Raw genomic sequence first — 16,805 nt, 5'->3', positions numbered from 1 at the left:
CAACCATGACGAGAAACTCGACCTGCTCTTGACTCGTGACTACGATGGATGAATCGTGCACCAGGAGCAATCCGTACCCACCCACTTCAGCAGCTCCAATAGCCACTCATCGACACCTGAATTGTTGAGCCCTAATACGCAGAGCAGGGTCAGAAGAGTCATTAGGGTCAGACTTTCTTGCCAATGCTCTAATCCATTCAAATAAGAATTCCGGTGATGTGAAACACCACGTTTAATGCGGCTGGTATTCATCATATTCTCCTCAGTAAGACGGACATTTGTTCTACTCTGTATGCTCTTGTTCGCACTTACGCCATAGTCCGAAACGTCGACTCGCAGTGACGACAAGCCACAGCCAAGTCAAGGCCGTCAGAATCAGCAGGCCGAGTAACATGCGCGGACTTCGATGGTTCAACCGAGACAGGCCAACCCAACTAGTCAGCAGTAAAAGATGAATTGCCGTCAGTCCCAAAATTTGCAGATTTAGCTTCGTCCGTTTAGCTCGGATCATCTCTTCGACGCTATCGCGCTGTTGTTCTGTGCGTTGAGAGGCGTTGTTTTGCATGTCTCCTCCTGTCTGATTAGCTTTCAGGGGTTCCGATTGAGCCGAATTCAACAGCAGTCTTGACGTAAAACACAGAGACGCCTTCCTTGGTTAAAGCATCGAATAGCGTGTCAGCAGTCTGTTCGTCGACCGCCATCGTGACTTCGATGGGTTGATCGGCCAATTCAAAGAAATGCGCGGAATGGAAATGACTATCGCGCCCGAAACTCTCGCTGCCGGCCAGAATGGTGGCGCCGCGGGTGCCGTGCGCCTGAGCAAACTGGAGCAACCATTCGGCCAACTGTTTGCCGGCATGCTTGCGATCTTGTTGCGTAAAAAACGTAATCTGAAAGCCTTTCATTGCTATCTCCTGATGATTGTTATTGCCGTGTCAGCACCACTGTTGTGATGCCGAGAAATGTCATTGCCAATGCACCCGCGACGTGCAAGGTGATCGCACCGAACGCCCACATCAGCCGTCCAGATTGCAGTAATGAAACGACTTCCTCTGAAAAGGTGGAAAACGTCGTCAATCCGCCTAAAAATCCCGTCACCACGAACAGTCGCCACTCTGGTCCAAGCGTCGGATGTGCTCCCAGATAGGCAATGGCTACGCCGATCAGGTAGCAGCCCACAAGATTTGCGGTGAGCGTGCCAAACGGAATGACCTAAAACACGCCATTGAGCTTGCTGCTCGGTAGCCAGCGCATTAGGCATCCAGCAGCGCCGCCCAGACCAATGACCACGATCGATTTCAGCATTCCATCGCCTCTTTATTGGTGTCGCCTACGTGCTAATTCTCCAAAGGCAATTCGCATTTAAATAGCACTGCACGCACTTTTTGCAATTCCTCCGCATGGTCGTGGAGATATTTGCGCAGATGTTTTTCCGTATCGATCAGCTCCAGGCACTGGGGATGCCGCATTGACGAGACCTCCGGGTGATGAACACTGAGCTTTTCGCCCGCCAGGTAGCCAGCATCGATGTGATGCAACATGGCTTGCTGGATGCCGGCGCGGCGCGCCACCGCCAGTAAATGATGGGCAAGCGCCGGTGCGGACAGGCGATGCCAAAAGCGTGTGGCCTTGGCTTTGGCCGAGATAGGGAAATACAGTCGCAATGCAGTCAGTTCACTCATGATGGGATTGGTCTTTGGTGGATGTAGTGGATGCTTCGTTTTCTTGATGCTTTCTTTTGAGATCGGCCTTGTAGGCGTTCATCTCGGCGATTTTCATGCCCTCAGGCATGGGCCGATGCTTGGGGTGTCCCACGCGCTGCGCGTGATAAATGCCGGTATGGCCGGAGAACAGATAGCTGACGATGCAGGCTAAGGCCGCGAATGGTCCAATTTCAGGACCAAACAGCTCGATGGCCATGATGGTCGAGGCAATAGGCGTGTTGGCCGCACCCGCAAATACGGCGACGAAGCCGATACCGGTCAGCAAAGAAAATGGAAGATGGAGTAACGGCGCCAGGGCGTTGCCGAGCGTCGCACCAATGTAAAACAGTGGCGTCACTTCGCCGCCTTTGAAGCCGGTTCCCAACGAAGTCACGGTGAACACCATCTTGGCAAAGAAATCCCAAGGGGCTACCGGTTGCTGGAACGATTCCACGATCACGGGAATGCCCAAGCCGATGTATCGCTGGGTGCCGATGGCCCAGACAGCCACAGCCACAATGACGCCGCCTATAAGTGGACGTAGAGGCGCATAGCTGATGCGGCGCTTCATGAAAGCGGACAGGCCATGCGTGGTATTGGCGAACAGCATGCCGACTAGCCCAAAGATAATGCCCGCGACGATGACAGACACAACACTCCAGAACGCAATGGGTGTCATCCCTGTCATCGCATAGTGGGTATGGTGCACGCCCCAGGCGAGTCCGATCTGGTCGGCGGCAATGGCCGCCACAAAACACGGAAAGATGGCGTCATAGCGCATGCGGCCAATGGCCAGCACTTCCAGACCGAAGATTGCACCGGCCATGGGTGTGCCGAACACCGAGGCGAAACCGGCACTGATACCCGCCATGAGCAGAATGCGACGATCCTCCTGGCGCAACTTGAAAAGATGGGTCAGCTGGTCGGCCAGCGCACCGCCCATTTGCACCGCAGTTCCTTCCCGACCGACAGAGGCGCCGAACAGATGAGAGACGACGGTACCGATCAGCACCAGCGGCACCATGCGTAGCGGCACTACCTTCTTGGGATCATGGATTTCGTCGATAAGGAGATTATTGCCGGCCTCAACAGGCTTGCCGGTGTGCAGATAGAGCCATCCCACGGCGAAACCGGCGAGCGGCAATAGCCAGATAACCCATGGATGGGCTTCGCGCCAGTTGGTAGCGTATTCGAGGGAGAAGAGAAAACATGCCGATGCAGTGCCGGCGAGCGCGGCAATGACGCTTGCGATAATGCACCACTTGCCGATATACGGCAGTAGATCGAGTTGCTCAGGGTGTTTGTAGTGTTTCATGTTGCCAGGTGTCGAGTAAATCAGCCTGGCGAACAAAGACTTTGGGCGAATACCTACAGTCCCGGCTTACCAGGTATCTGTAGGCATCATCAGCTCCGGCGTGATGCCGGTGGCGGTTCAAGGAGGAATGCCATCTCCTGTTTGGGATATTAACAAGTTTTCAGAAATGGGACAACTTTCTTCAATCTCCTGTTCTTTAGGATCGCGCAGCTCGCACGGCGCTCATTCCCAGCATCAGTACAAAGCCGATAAAAAAGACCACGGAATCCGTCGTCATGGAAACATTCACCCGGCTAGCAGCACCCCAGGCAGCAATCACCCATATGAGAATGCCGGCGGCCAGCATGCCATCGTCAACAAATAGCCCGACCAGCTCATGCCAGATTGTCTGCAACCAGCCAGTTGGCGAGGCTTTCTTTACTTTTTTCACGGCGGGCGTGTCGGCTCTTGGTTGTGCTTTGCAGATCATCAGAAGGACGTGGGCGAAGATGAAATAGCCGACGATCAGCGCAACGATGGCCCAGTCGGCTCCGGGCCATTCAATATGGACACCTTCGCCCACCCAGAACGTGCCGAAGGCGGCGAGCAAAATACCAACGCAAAACTTCAGCGCATTTTCAGGAATATTACCCAGAGGACGATGCAGCCATAGCCCAAGCAAGACTACCAGGACTAAGGCCGCAATAGCTCCGACAGACGCCGGAACAATAAGCTGGCCACTAGCACCAATAGCGATGACAATAAAAACGACCTCAATTCCTTCCAGCATAACAATCTTGAAGGCCGTCAAAAAAGCGACTTTGTCCCAAGCGCCTTGAACATCAGGGAGCGACTGGTGCAATTGCGCCGTTTCCTTGGCGTAGGTAGCCACTTCGTCATGCAAGGCAATGACACCCGCGGATCTTAAAATTGCTTTACGCAACCAGCGCAAACCAAAAAGCAAAAGCAATGTGCCGACGACTAGCTGAATGGTCGGCAGCGGCATCTCCGCTAGTGAACGCCCAAAGGCCAGTACCATTCCTGCAAGCAAGGCCAATGCGCTGACGGTGCCTGCAATGGCGGCACGCCAGCCTCGCACTATACCGACCGCCAAAACGACCGTCAGGGCCTCGATGAATTCGACAAACGACGCCAGGAATGAGGCCAGAATTGTCGGTGCTGCATGCGCCAAGTTGAGTAACAAGCTCATCCTCCTTTTGAAGTAGCGAGTGTCGATACTAAAGATATAGGCATCTAAAGAAAAAAGCCATGTGGAAAAATCCACATGGCTTCATCAATTGCAATTCAAGAAATCAATTACCAAATTGCGTTGCCAGATCCATCCTTGATTTGATTTTTCCAAGCTGTTTCAATTACCTTCACAACTTCCGCCGGCATCGGAATATAGTCCAGTTCAGCGGCCATTTGGCCACCATTTTTGTACGACCAGTCAAAAAACTTCAATACTTCTTTTGCTTTAACTGCGTCGGCCTGGGTCGTGTGCATCAGCGCGAAAGTGGCGCCAGTGATAGGCCAACTGTTCTTGCCTGGTTGATCAGTAGAAACTACGGCGAAGCCTGGAGTTTTCTCCCAGTCAGCACCTGCTGCTGCGGACTTAAATGTTGAGTCATTTGGCTGAACAAACTGGCCGTCGTGATTTTGCAGCTGCGAATAGACCATATCATTCTTCTTCGCGTAAGCAAACTCAACATACCCAATTGCGCCCTTGATTTGCTTCACGTTTGACGCCACGCCTTCATTACCTTTGCCGCCTACGCCAGTTGGCCATTTCACAGTCGTACCTGATCCGACTTTCGATTTGAAGTCACCATTCACTTTAGACAAATAGTCTGTAAACAAGAACGATGTGCCGGAACCGTCGGCACGGTAGACGACAGTAATGTCCTCTGCCGGTAACTTCACCCCTGGATTCAACGCGGTAATCTCTGGGGCAACCCACTTCGTAATCTTGCCGAGATAGATGTCGGCCAACACTTTACCAGTCAATTTAAGTTGCCCAGGTTTGACACCGTCCAAATTAGCGACTGCAACGACTCCACCCATGATCACCGGGAACTGCATGAGGCCATTCTTTGCCAATTCATCCGGCTTCAAGGGCATATCAGATGCGCCAAAGTCCACTGTGTTTGCTTTGATCTGATTGATACCGCCACCAGATCCAATAGCTTGGTAGTTCAAGCCATTGCCGGTATTTTTCTTATAGGCTTCAGCCCATTTCGACGCGATCGGATAGACAAACGTTGATCCTGCGCCAGTCATGTCAGCAGCAAACGCCGATGACACCACAACAAGCGAAGAAAGCGCTATCAAGAACGATCTCTTAAGCATATTAATACGCACAATATCCTCCTAATTAGAATGGTCGAAACCGCAAGATATTGAGCAATTATTACAGCTGGATGACATCTCGCTAGATGTTACATCTAGTTTCAATTGAGGGATTATTTCAATTTTCTTCGCGCAGAGAAAGAGAGTTGGCAAATAATTTTCCCTTCAGGAAACTCTCAAGAGTTTTCCAGGGCAGCTCCATACACTCAGTGTCAGCTAAGTTTTGCCGACTACTATTCCGAATACCAATTTGCCGCACCAAGGTTACTCACCCTCCACGCGAAATGCTTAGTTGAGGCCTGCCAATCAGGGAAATGGCTTTTTAAGTATCGGGACCGTAATGGAAGAACTGAACCAAGCTCTATTTTTGTTGATTAACGCATCGATACATCCGAATTCGCTCACAGTGTTTGCCGCCAAGGTATTGGCAAATGACACTATATGGATTATCCCTTTAGGTATCAGTGCGTACTGGTTGTATGGCGCAGAGAGAACCAGGATCGTAGTCTTGGCGTCCTGCATGTCGGGAGTTTCAGGCCTACTCATTAATCAGATCATTGCCCTGATGTGGACGCATCCTCGTCCATTCATGATAGGTCTCGGGCAGACCTTAATTCCTCATGCCGCCGATTCTTCTTTTCCAAGCGATCACCTGACGCTAGTGTGGGCAGTAGGAGTGACGTTCTTACTACACAGGGATTTCCGATTTGTCGGTTCCATACTCTCTCTCCTCGGCATAGCGATCGCATGGGCGCGTATCTACCTTGGGGTCCATTTTCCGATGGATATGCTCGGATCGGTTTTCGTAGCGACAGTTACCAGCTGCTTAATTTCGTGGCGCGAAGATCTCTTTGTTCTCCCTCTGTTTTATCTCATCAGTCGGCTTCACCGGTCCTTGCTTAGCCCCTTTATTCAGCGTGGATGGGTCAAAAAATAGCTAACTATGGATGAGCTAAGTTTTACCTGCGACACTAACTTTATTAATTTTGAATATTCGATCCCAGCATCGACATGAACAAATCCTTCGCCCAAGACGGCTCTATTTTTGCCAACAAAGTTCCAGAGGCAACAGCTCTTTTCTGGATCATAAAAATGATGTCCACAACGGTCGGGGAAACCGCCGCAGACTATTTAAATGTCAACTTGCACTTTGGATTAACCGGGACATCCATTTTTATCGGATCATTACTTGCGATCGTTCTGTTCTTGCAGGTTCGGGCCGCTCGTTACATTCCCTCTTTGTATTGGATATCAGTCGTTCTGATTAGCGTATTTGGTACGCTCGTGACCGATAACCTAAGCGACAATTTCGATATTCCACTAGGCATTACCACTGCGGCATTTAGCCTAGCGTTGATTGCCACGTTCGTAGAGTGGTATTCCAAAGAAAAAACGTTATCCATCACGGCTATCAATAGCTTTAGTCGAGAATGCTTTTATTGGCTTGCGATTCTTTTTACGTTTGCTTTAGGTACCGCAGCTGGAGACTTGGTCGCAGAAGGTTTGAGCATCGGATATGCCAGTGCCGCACTTCTATTTGGCGGATGTATCGCTATCACAGCACTTGCTTACTACGTATTGAAAATCAACGCTGTTACGTGCTTTTGGATTAGTTATATCTTGACGCGTCCGCTAGGAGCTTCTTGCGGAGATCTGCTATCTCAACCTACCTCTGCTGGCGGTTTTGGGATTGGCACCGTGACGACGAGTGCGCTATTTCTCGTCACTATCGTGGGATTGGTTTTCTACCTATCCGTCACTCAGAAGCGAATCAAAATTTCTTAAAGTGCCATGCCTGAAAACATAGGAATAGATGAAATGACGCTCTCCGATTCGAACAAATATACATCCCCTGCGAAGATATTTCATTGGCTGACCGCATTGCTTATTGTGCTGCAATGTGCAGTTGGATGGATCATGCCAGACGTCGATGAACTATCAACGCCAGAAGGACTCGTTAGCGTGCATCTTTCAATAGGAGTATTAATTGCCGTATTAGTGGTCGTTCGTTTGATGTGGCGCTTTGGCCACAAGCCTCCTCAAGCATCCATTCAATTGTCTCCAGCTTTTCGATTTGCCGCTGGGGTAACACATTGGTCTATCTATTTATTGCTGCTCATTGTTCCTATACTTGGCTGGATTAATGCCGTGGAACGAGGATGGTCAGTAACGCTATTTGGAATATTTCGTGTCCCGGATATGTTGCCCCGCGAATCTACACTGTGGGCAGACATAGGAGATATGCATGTTGCTAGTGTGTGGGTTCTTGTCGTGCTGGTCTGCCTACATGCAATAGGAGCGCTCTACCACCATTTTGTGCTTAAAGACGATACGCTCAAGCGCATGCTGCCTGGCTCATAACGTTAGACTAAAGATTTAGTCATTCGACGATACTTTTTTTAAAATCAATTATGAATAATATTCGTGATACTGAGCACCTTTTTAGCAAAGTGCCAGAAATAACCTTAGCATTCTGGATTGTGAAAATTGCAGCGACGACCTTGGGTGAAACGGGTGGCGATGCAGTATCCATGTCGATGAATTTTGGATACTTAATGAGTACGGTTATTTTCGCAGCCTTGTTTTTAGCTGCAGTAATAATTCAAATCCGAGCAAAACGATTTCATCCTTTGATTTATTGGGCAACGATCATCGCGACCACGACAGTAGGTACTACGCTCGCTGACTATGCTGACCGATCCTTAGGCATCGGCTATGCAGGTGGCACCGCACTATTGATCGTCTTATTGGTTGCGTCATTACTTACCTGGTACCGGTATATGGGAACCATATCGGTTAACACCATTAGTTCGTCCAAAGCTGAGATGTTTTACTGGGTCACCATCATGTTTTCGCAGACACTAGGAACCGCATTGGGCGACTGGACCGCAGATACCGCAGGACTCGGGTATGGTGGCGGCGCCATATTATTTAGCATTATGTTACTTGCCCTTGTAGCGGCCTACTACTGGACTAAGATCTCCCGGACTTGGCTTTTTTGGGGCGCATTTATTCTGACTCGCCCTCTGGGCGCAGTGGTGGGAGATTTCCTCGATAAGCCGATCAGCGCCGGCGGACTCGCAATGAATCGCTATTCAGCATCTATTGCTTTACTCGCCTTCATTCTGACAAGTCTCTTAATATTCCGGCAGCGTGCCGCAAAACGATTCCATTGAAAGAGTGCGGCCTAGATGTGCATAGAAAAAGACCGAAGAATTGACGGTCAGAATTAGAGAAAAAGGGATATTGCATGCGCGTATTACTAGTCGAAGACGATGTCATGATTGGGGAGGCCGTGCAAGCATCGCTAAAAGATGATTCTTACGCGGTCGATTGGACTGTCAATAGCATCACGGCACTAAGTAGCCTTGCCTGTCAGGCCTATGATCTAATTTTGTTAGATCTGGGTCTCCCAGGTAAAGATGGGTTTTACGTGTTGAAATCGATTCGATCAAATGGCGATCGTGTACCTGTCATCATCATCACAGCAAGAGACGATGTCGCGGATCGCATTCGAGGACTTGATGGCGGAGCTGATGATTATGTTCTTAAACCTTTCAATATGGCCGAATTACTTGCGCGAATACGTGCCGTACTGAGAAGAAAAGGAGGCTCCGCGTCAGCGCAACTAAGCAATGGAGAAATTGTTCTTGACCTTGATACGAAAGAAGCCGCAGTAAGCGACAATCAGCGCCGTCAGTTGTCCAATCGAGAATTTTCCTTGCTTCAGACTTTAATGATCAGGCCAGGTGCGATTTTATCTCGCACTGAATTGGAAGAACGAATATATGGCTGGGGTGAAGAAGTTGATAGTAACGCTATTGAGTTCATTATTCATTCACTTCGAAAGAAGCTTGGAAGCCGAGCTATTAAAAACGTGAGGGGTCTGGGATGGATGGTTTCAAAAGGCGACTAAAGGATTCTCTGCAGTTTAGGCTTTCTTTAACCCTCTCAATCTCAATTTTAAGTATTGCCATAGTTGCCGGATTTTTTGCCTTTTACACGGCATTTGACGAGGCGCATGAGTTGCAAGATGACGTGCTTAGGCAGGTCGCTACACTATTTGATAGACACGGATTAAATCCTCCCGATAACGGAGATGCCGGTAACGAATCTGATAGCGAAAAAGAGTCACGTGTTTTTGTACAGATAGTTTCGCCAAATATTAACGACAGTGCGAAAAACGGCTCACGAACCTTATTGCCACTACCGACAACTCTGGCCGATGGTATGCAAACGGTCATCGCAGGAAGCGAAAATTATCGTGTCTTTGTGAAAAAATTAAGTACAGGCCAGCGCTTGGCCGTCGCTCAGGAGACGGATATTAGAGATGAAATAGCGTACGAGAGCTCACTACGAACCTTGATGCCATTTTTAATTCTGATTCCCATTCTTTTACTTGTTGTCGCAGACCTGATTCGAAAGATATTTAAACCGATAGCAAATCTCTCACGCGAGATAGATAGTAGAGGGGATCAAGAACTTCATCCAATTCCAGCTGAGCCACTGCCGTCAGAAATTATCCCATTTGTCGGAGCGATTAATCGGCTCCTTGCGCGGGTTGAACTTTCAGTGGGAGCTCAGAGGCGCTTTGTCGCTGATGCGGCACATGAACTCAGATCGCCGTTGACAGCATTATCATTGCAGGGCGAAAGACTTGCTAATGCTGAGATGTCGGTCAATGCACGCGAGCGTTTAGCCACGCTACGCCATGGCATTGATCGCACTAAAATACTACTGGAGCAGCTGCTTACGCTGGCAAAGGTACAGGCAGAAACCGAGCGTATCAGGACAAACGTATCGTTGCAGAAGGTATATCGACGAGTCTTGGAGGACGCTCTTTCTTTAGCGGAATCAAAGCATATTGACATTGGGGTCACTAGCAGTACGGATTTCAGCATTTGCGCTAACGAAGTTGATTTGATTGTTCTCGTAAAAAACTTAGTCGACAACGCAATTCGCTACACCCCAGAAAACGGTCGAATCGATCTCTCGATAGTGACCGATAAAAATGAAACGAGTCTAGTTGTTGAAGACAATGGCCCAGGTATTCCTGAATCAGAATGGCATCGTGTCTTTGATCCGTTTTATCGTATTCCTGGCAGCCATGAAATCGGATCTGGATTGGGCCTCTCTATTGTTAATGCAATCGTAAGCCGCCTTGGTGCATCAATTCATCTAGGTTTCACAAACAAGACCCAATTGTCAGGACTTCGAGTGGCTGTGACGTTCCGCTCAAAAAACAGGTGATACCAAGCCTTGCCAAGCCACGGTTAGGCTTTAATCATTTGCACGATTCTGTGTCCACGTTATCGATATTTACGGTAGCGAGCATACAACTCAGAGATGCGGAATGTATTGCTACGATGGCAATCCTGCCTTAGTCTTAGCAGGTGGAGGAAATTTAATTCTGCCGCCACAACATAAATATACATTAGAGAAATTGACGGCTTGGGAGGGAATATGAAGATTCGCGATTTGCGTATCGGCACGAGGCTAGGTGTCGGCTTTTTTGTTGTGCTATTGCTGGCCACGATTTCGTCGTGCGTAGGGCTGTGGCGGCTTAACGAAGTTGCGGAGAGTACTCGAAATATGATGCGAGAGCCGCTCATGAAAGAGCGGATGACCGAGGAGTGGTATCACATTACCTTTGCAGGACTCAAGCGCCAGTTAGCCATCGTCAAAAGTGGAGATCCGTCGCTCGCTGATTTTTTTTCGGAAGATGCAAAATCTTCGACTGCTAGAATTAATGACATCCAAAAATATATTGAAGGGCATCTCCTTAATGATAAAGAAAAAGAGCTATTCCAAACAGTTGGTGCTGCGCGAAAGCGGTATCTAAGTAATCGCGACTTGGTCATGCAAGCAAAAAAAGAGGGCCGAAATGATGAGGTGGCAAAACTATTTGAACAATTTACACCTCTGTCAGAAGCATATAAAAAATCTCAACTCGATTTTCTCAATTTCCAAAAAGATACTGTCAACACATTAAGCGTTGAAGTAGATGCGATTGCAGAGAGTAGCAAACGACTTGTTTTATCGCTAATTGGCCTATTCATTTTGTCGGGCGGAATGCTCGCTTGGTCCTTAACTCGTAGCATCACCCAGCCAATTTCCTATGCGTTGGAGTTGACGCGACGAGTGGCTGACGGCGATCTAACTGCCAAGATTGATGTCCATGCCAAAGACGAGACTGGCCAGCTATTGACCGCGTTGAAGGAGATGACGAGTAACTTGGTCAATATTATTAGTCAGGTTCGGACAACTACAGGCACCATTGCTTCGGAGTCTACGCAGATTGCTCGAGGCAATCTCGACCTTTCTTCTAGAACAGAACAACAAGCGAGCACGTTAGAGCAAACAGCATCGTCAATGGATTCATTGACGTTGACTGTAAAACGGAACGCCGAAAATGCGGGGCAAGCCAACAGCTTAGCCATCAATGCATCGGAAGTCGCGATCAGTGGAGGTACTGTGATGTCTGAAGTGGTAGACACCATGAGTTCCATCAATAATTCGTCTAAAAGAATCGTCGATATTATTAGCGTTATCGATGGCATCGCTTTTCAAACTAATATTCTAGCGTTGAATGCCGCCGTAGAAGCGGCTCGCGCTGGTGAGCAAGGCAGAGGTTTTGCGGTTGTCGCGACAGAAGTGCGCAGTCTTGCGCAGCGCTCTGCAAGCGCCGCGAAGGAAATTAAGGATTTGATCAGTGATTCGGTGGAAAAGGTTGAGGCTGGAACTAAACTTGTCGACCAAGCCGGGTCGACGATGCAGGCAATTGTTGAAAGTATTGGAAGCGTAACGAACATCATGGGAGAAATTACAATCGCCAGCCAAGAACAAATATCAGGTATTGAGCAGGTGAATCAGGCCATTCGGTTGATGGATGACGCAACTCAGCAAAACGCGGCGCTGGTAGAGCAGGCAGCTGCCGCGGCGCAAACTTTGCAGGATCAGGCCAAGAGTCTTGCAACGGAGGTAAATCTATTCAAGGTGAAAGTTTAGTCGCGTGAAGTTAGGAGGGATAAGGCTATTTATACCCATCCCCTCGAAAAGGTAAAAGTTTCTTAAACACCTTTCCCTGCGCCCCTCCACCAAGCATCAAATTAGTCAAAATGACTAATTTGCGGACGAAGCACCTAATACCTTCAACGCCATTGCGTTTTGCGAAATTGCTTCCAGCTACGGAAACGCCGGGAGTAAATTTTCAGATCATTCCAGGCATCCGGCAAAAGATTCACTGAGCGAGTAGCTCGGGGAGCGCTCTCACCTTCGTCGGCAAGATACTGCGCGGCACGTTTCGCATTGATATAACGAATGTTTCGGAAGTAGTGAGAGACCCTGCTTCTTCCAGTGCCTGGCACCGGCCCATGGCCGTTCCAACGCTGGAATCGGCGTGGCCGACATTGACCGGCAGATTTGCCACGCAAGGAAAAAAACGACTCGGCGGTAATAGTCTCGCCGACATCGTTGCGCAGGATGTATTGATAGTCTACGTAACCCGCGCCGGTAAAGGCATGAAAGTGTGGGCCGACGTTAGATGCGATCCACGAATAGCTCAATTTCTTGAGCGTTTCTTTCATGGAGCGGAAAACGACGACGCTTCCATTTCGCTCAAAAAGAGTGACGGAAGTCTGGTGTTGACGAATGATATGCATGACTACTCCTAGGAAATAAAAACCTAGAAGTGGTCAAGCGTAGCCTTTGTCGTGAAATTAAAATGCATATATTCTTTGATGATGGCCAAATGTGAAGTCAGGCAGGCACTATATCCATGATCCTCTATCGAAGTTAGATTCTTCGCGCCACAGAAATTCGACCATTGCCGACTGATACTTCAAGTGTATCTTCCTCGTTCCATCCTAGTTGCATGAGCAATTCATCCGGTAGTACTAGCACCGCGTCGCCGGAACCGTCCCCAGCATCAACCAATTTTGCCTGCCAAGTAGGCGGATTCGCTTGCAACATTTTCGTACTAGGCAGGTGTTGTAGCAAGATATTCAGCAACTCTGTGTCGTCGCTTGGCAACTGTAGCCACATTGCGCAATGGCTCTCAGAATAGTCCAGCCACATACTGACCGCCTGCAAAGGTGTCACTGTGTGTGCACTGACTAACAGGCAGTGCTGTATACGCGCTATGTCGGCGCCGTGTCGGTGCAGTATTTCCAGACGTTCTTTCCTGGAGGTCGCCATTATGAATCCCTGTTATCGAGGTATTTGTCTGGCTCAGCAATTTCCTGCAGCGACGGCGGGAGCATACGTTCAATGCGTTTTTTACTGAATGGATCTGCGGCGTCAACGTATCGCATAGCTGATTGTATATTTTTCCAGCCTACATATTCCATGAGAGTTTTCAGATCCCAACCGTTCGAGGTCGCCCAATTGGCAAATCCACGCCGAAGAGAGTGCGCGCTGTAATCACCGGCATCGAGGATGCCGGCCTTGTCAAATAGCGACCGCAACAGCGGAATGATGCTAGAAGGATTTAAACCATCCTCGTTGAGCCTGCCCCAACGGTTAATTGATCTGAAGGCGGTGCCGCTGTCCAAACCACTTAAATCTATCCACGCTTGATACGCTGCGACTGGGCAGAGGCGAGACAAGGCTGGCGCTTTAAATGTACTGCCCTTGAACTGCCGATCGCCTTTAGTCTGCGGGAAATAGCATGTCATGCCTTCGCCGGGTATTGCATCGACATATTGCACCTCCAGCCGCGCCAGCTCATCGCCGCGAAATCCTCGCCAGAAACCGAGTAGCACGAGCGCCTTATCTCTGGTGTGACGCAATTGGGCAATCCGATCACTCGCTGCGCATGCGTCGGCGATAGCACTATCAAGCCAGGTCGTTACTTGTTCGAGCTGATCCAATTGCAGGGGCTTAGCGCGCTTTTCCTGTGCGGGATGCAATCTCTGAATGCCTCGAAAAACCTGACGAACAACCGGTGCTTTCGTTGGATCTGGAAATCCTTGGTCGACGTGCCATTGAGCCAGTGCCGCCAAGCGCTGTCGCAGGGTATTGATGGCAAGCGTATCCGCGTAGTGCACGAGGTACTTGGCGATACTATCCGCTGTGGCCGGCAAGAAGCCGCCCCATTCGACCTCAAAATGCTGAACTGCTGCACGATAGCTGCGACGCGTGTTATCGCGTGTAGCGGCTTGGATGTATTGTTCGATTGTGCTCATGGCATCTGGTCACGGCGAAAAAGGGAGGCTTTCTGGACATTACACTTAAGACAGGGGCAATTTTAGTGATTTTGGCCTTTGACAAGTGATAATGCTACATTATATTTTGCTTAATCTAACTGAGATTAGCATTGAATTTGCATCTAAATTAGTATGTAATTACGTGGTATGTAATATATTATCAAATTTGCCGGAGTACGTATGGCCCGCACAGGACTCTATAAATCAGAAGTCAAAAACGCCCGAGACACCCTGATAGGGCAAGGCAAACACCCGTCGGTCGATGCGGTGCGTGTCGAACTTGGCAATACCGGCTCGAAAACGACGATCCACAAGTATCTGAAGGAGCTGGAAGAGGATGACGGCGGCCAGAGCCCAAAAGCACCCTTGAGCGACGCGCTGCAGGATCTCGTCGCCCGGCTGGCGGCGCAATTGCAGGAAGAAGCGGACGGCAGGATCAGCGCGATCCGCAGTGAATCCAGCGAGATTGAGCGTCGGCATGCAGCCACAATTCTTGAACTGCGCCAAGAAAATACAACGGTCGGAAGCCACCTACAGCAAGTACAGACTGCCTTAGTGGCCGAAAAGGAGGCCCATGAGCACACCTCAGCCTTGCTGCAAGACGCAACGATTGCGCGCCAAGGCCTAGACTTGCAGGTGTCGGCGCTCAAGGAGCGTCTGGAAGAGAACGAACGGCATCGCCAATCCTTAGAGGAAAAGCATCAGCACGCACGCGAATCTCTTGAGCACTACCGTGCGTCGACCAAGGAACAGCGCGATCAAGACATAAGGCGTCATGAGCAGCAAGTCCAAGGCCTGCAGGCAGAGATGCGCCAGCTGCAGCAAAGCCTGATCGTGAAGCAAGACGAAGTTACCCGGCTTAATCAGGACGGTGTGCGCCTGGTGTCGGAGCTATCTCATGCACAACAGGCACTCTATGAGCAGCAAACACGGGTACGTCAGGTCGAACAGAAGCTGGAGCAGTTACATGCCGTGGAGCAGCGCAATACACTTCTGGCGAAGCAAATTGATGAGAAAGATGCCCATATCAAGGACATGCAAGCGCAGGTTGGAGATTTGACCCAGCAAGTCTCCGTGTCCACAGAGCAGTTGCATCAGCGTGCAATGGAGTTGGCCACTTTGCAGGCGAAGCTAGACACGCACACGGCGCTTTCTAGCGAACTGCGATCCTATCTCGATCGGGAAGTGACACCGAAATAACGAAACCATGCTGGCAACGGTGTGTTTAATCCTTTACTAGGCAATCACAAGATGATCCTGTTTCTAGATTTTGACGGTGTACTTCATCCGCTCAGCAGAGCGAACGGCGCCTTCGCGCTGGTACCGCATTTCGAACAGGTAATGCGTGACTATCCCGACGTCGATATCGTGATCTCCAGTGCTTGGCGGGAGGACCATTCTATTGAGAAGCTGCGCCTGGTGTTTTCAGAGGATTTTCGACACCGGATCATCGATGTCACGCCTGTAGTGGCATTGGCGAGAAAGCCGCATCCGCGTGAAACTGAGATCCTGTCCTGGTTGCGGGATACCGGACGCGAATATGAAGCATGGATTGCCATCGATGACAGCGAATGGCTATTCTCGCCAGGTTGTAAGAATCTGATTCTCACAGACACTGATATTGGCTTTAACGGGCAGATTGAGCAGCTACTACGAAAAACGCTCAGCCCCTACAAACGTAGTTAGTCAGGCTCTTCGCTCTGCGGTGGGAGTTCTCGAAAAGCATAGCGATTAGCCCGTGCATCGTGTAGAGCGTGATGCTCAGGTAAGGCGTTCTTTTCGTGATAGTCGAAGCGAAGCAACTCATTGATCCGATCCGCTACCAAACGGGGCGTGCACCAGGTTGGAATACGTCCATCCAGCGCCTTGTAAAACAAATCCCAGTCAGTCTGATAGTCATAGCAAATCTCTAGAACATCGTCTTTCGGTCTGACGATCCGAAGCCAGTTTGAAATTCTGAAATAAAGTTCATCTTGGGATACTTGGGCCCCGAATTCTTTTCCCAGCATCGGGATGACGGTGTCGCGGACAAATTCGCTGCAAGCCGCTAGCTGATAAGGCACCTCTGCATAGAACTCCTCACCGAACTCAGAGACAAGACCAATACTGATCAATTGCGGATCAGCAAAGTCGGTGAATTCAGTGTCTATGAATATTTTTATCGCCATTTTGGGGACATCGGGTGAGGAAATGATCCATCTTATAGATCAAATCCCCGTTAGCCAATTGCACAAAGCCAATGATTGAATACCC

20 protein-coding genes and 1 riboswitch are annotated in these 16,805 nt (G+C 49.5%); of the genes, 9 read left to right on the top strand and 11 right to left on the bottom strand.

Features of this window, described 5'->3' with window-relative positions; all coding sequences use genetic code 11:
* Window positions 1-39: 39 nt before the first annotated feature.
* From hmeg3_RS24710 to pstS, 8 genes are all read right to left on the bottom strand, one after another.
* The gene (locus hmeg3_RS24710) at window positions 40-252 is read right to left on the bottom strand and encodes a hypothetical protein (protein WP_157739261.1); all 213 of its coding nucleotides are present in this window, start codon (window positions 250-252) and stop codon (window positions 40-42) included.
* Between the two features lie 31 nt (window positions 253-283).
* Window positions 284-565, bottom strand: a complete 282-nt coding sequence (locus hmeg3_RS11965) for a hypothetical protein (protein WP_094563910.1) — start codon at window positions 563-565, stop codon at window positions 284-286.
* A 16-nt stretch (window positions 566-581) separates the two neighbouring features.
* Window positions 582-905 carry a DUF190 domain-containing protein gene (locus hmeg3_RS11960; protein WP_094563909.1) on the bottom strand — a complete coding sequence of 108 codons (324 nt, stop codon included), beginning with the start codon at window positions 903-905 and terminating at the stop codon, window positions 582-584.
* Between the two features lie 19 nt (window positions 906-924).
* Window positions 925-1,179, bottom strand: a complete 255-nt coding sequence (locus hmeg3_RS11955; protein WP_369828874.1) for a CrcB family protein — start codon at window positions 1,177-1,179, stop codon at window positions 925-927.
* A 158-nt stretch (window positions 1,180-1,337) separates the two neighbouring features.
* Entirely contained in the window at window positions 1,338-1,682 is a 345-nt protein-coding gene (locus tag hmeg3_RS11950) for a DUF190 domain-containing protein (protein ID WP_034303927.1), read from the bottom strand.
* Window positions 1,675-3,018, bottom strand: a complete 1,344-nt coding sequence (locus hmeg3_RS11945) for a voltage-gated chloride channel family protein (protein WP_094563908.1) — start codon at window positions 3,016-3,018, stop codon at window positions 1,675-1,677. The genes hmeg3_RS11950 and hmeg3_RS11945 overlap by 8 nt, the downstream gene beginning before the upstream one ends.
* Window positions 3,019-3,091: 73 nt before the next feature.
* A riboswitch (Fluoride riboswitch) is annotated at window positions 3,092-3,165 on the bottom strand.
* 49 nt (window positions 3,166-3,214) lie between these two features.
* Complete coding sequence (locus hmeg3_RS11940) at window positions 3,215-4,282, bottom strand: COG4280 domain-containing protein (RefSeq protein ID WP_232511975.1); 1,068 nt, start codon at window positions 4,280-4,282, stop codon at window positions 3,215-3,217.
* A 32-nt stretch (window positions 4,283-4,314) separates the two neighbouring features.
* Window positions 4,315-5,346 carry a phosphate ABC transporter substrate-binding protein PstS gene (gene pstS / locus hmeg3_RS11935; RefSeq protein ID WP_198361871.1) on the bottom strand — a complete coding sequence of 344 codons (1,032 nt, stop codon included), beginning with the start codon at window positions 5,344-5,346 and terminating at the stop codon, window positions 4,315-4,317.
* Window positions 5,347-5,686: 340 nt separating this feature from the next.
* On the opposite strand from pstS, the gene hmeg3_RS11930 reads away from it, so the two are divergent.
* The 7 genes from hmeg3_RS11930 (at window position 5,687) to hmeg3_RS25185 (ending at window position 12,354) form a co-directional block, all read left to right on the top strand.
* Entirely contained in the window at window positions 5,687-6,283 is a 597-nt protein-coding gene (locus tag hmeg3_RS11930) for an undecaprenyl-diphosphatase (protein ID WP_094563906.1), read from the top strand.
* Between the two features lie 74 nt (window positions 6,284-6,357).
* Window positions 6,358-7,131, top strand: a complete 774-nt coding sequence (locus tag hmeg3_RS11925) for a hypothetical protein (RefSeq protein ID WP_094563905.1) — start codon at window positions 6,358-6,360, stop codon at window positions 7,129-7,131.
* 33 nt (window positions 7,132-7,164) lie between these two features.
* A complete protein-coding gene (locus hmeg3_RS11920) occupies window positions 7,165-7,707 on the top strand; it encodes a cytochrome b (protein ID WP_157739260.1) in 543 nt (180 codons plus the stop codon).
* 50 nt (window positions 7,708-7,757) lie between these two features.
* The gene (locus tag hmeg3_RS11915; RefSeq protein ID WP_094563903.1) at window positions 7,758-8,522 is read left to right on the top strand and encodes a hypothetical protein; all 765 of its coding nucleotides are present in this window, start codon (window positions 7,758-7,760) and stop codon (window positions 8,520-8,522) included.
* A 74-nt stretch (window positions 8,523-8,596) separates the two neighbouring features.
* On the top strand, window positions 8,597-9,262 hold the full coding sequence (locus hmeg3_RS11910; protein ID WP_094563902.1) for a response regulator transcription factor: 666 nt from the start codon (window positions 8,597-8,599) through the stop codon (window positions 9,260-9,262).
* The gene (locus tag hmeg3_RS11905; RefSeq protein ID WP_094563901.1) at window positions 9,238-10,596 is read left to right on the top strand and encodes an ATP-binding protein; all 1,359 of its coding nucleotides are present in this window, start codon (window positions 9,238-9,240) and stop codon (window positions 10,594-10,596) included. The genes hmeg3_RS11910 and hmeg3_RS11905 overlap by 25 nt, the downstream gene beginning before the upstream one ends.
* 213 nt (window positions 10,597-10,809) lie before the next feature.
* Window positions 10,810-12,354 carry a methyl-accepting chemotaxis protein gene (locus hmeg3_RS25185; protein ID WP_094563900.1) on the top strand — a complete coding sequence of 515 codons (1,545 nt, stop codon included), beginning with the start codon at window positions 10,810-10,812 and terminating at the stop codon, window positions 12,352-12,354.
* A 143-nt stretch (window positions 12,355-12,497) separates the two neighbouring features.
* Here the strand turns inward: hmeg3_RS25185 and hmeg3_RS24705 are convergent, their stop codons facing one another.
* Together hmeg3_RS24705 and hmeg3_RS11885 are read right to left on the bottom strand one after the other, a co-directional pair.
* The gene (locus hmeg3_RS24705) at window positions 12,498-13,007 is read right to left on the bottom strand and encodes a hypothetical protein (protein ID WP_157739259.1); all 510 of its coding nucleotides are present in this window, start codon (window positions 13,005-13,007) and stop codon (window positions 12,498-12,500) included.
* A gap of 534 nt (window positions 13,008-13,541) precedes the next feature.
* Window positions 13,542-14,531 (bottom strand): site-specific integrase, encoded by a 990-nt coding sequence (locus hmeg3_RS11885; protein ID WP_094563897.1) that lies wholly within the window; start codon window positions 14,529-14,531, stop codon window positions 13,542-13,544.
* Window positions 14,532-14,732: 201 nt separating this feature from the next.
* Between hmeg3_RS11885 and hmeg3_RS11880 the strand changes: the two genes are divergently transcribed.
* The gene (locus tag hmeg3_RS11880) at window positions 14,733-15,752 is read left to right on the top strand and encodes a DNA-binding protein (RefSeq protein ID WP_094563896.1); all 1,020 of its coding nucleotides are present in this window, start codon (window positions 14,733-14,735) and stop codon (window positions 15,750-15,752) included.
* A 51-nt stretch (window positions 15,753-15,803) separates the two neighbouring features.
* Entirely contained in the window at window positions 15,804-16,238 is a 435-nt protein-coding gene (locus tag hmeg3_RS11875; protein WP_094563895.1) for an HAD domain-containing protein, read from the top strand.
* On the opposite strand, the gene hmeg3_RS11870 is transcribed toward hmeg3_RS11875, so the two are convergent.
* On the bottom strand, window positions 16,235-16,720 hold the full coding sequence (locus hmeg3_RS11870; protein WP_094563894.1) for a 3'-5' exoribonuclease: 486 nt from the start codon (window positions 16,718-16,720) through the stop codon (window positions 16,235-16,237). The genes hmeg3_RS11875 and hmeg3_RS11870 overlap by 4 nt on opposite strands.
* Window positions 16,721-16,805: the final 85 nt, after the last annotated feature.

This window comes from Herbaspirillum sp. meg3 (genome assembly GCF_002257565.1).
Lineage (GTDB): Bacteria > Pseudomonadota > Gammaproteobacteria > Burkholderiales > Burkholderiaceae_D > Herbaspirillum.
The sequence above is the reverse complement of the archived record's forward strand: the minus strand, read 5'-3'. Positions and strand labels throughout refer to the sequence as shown.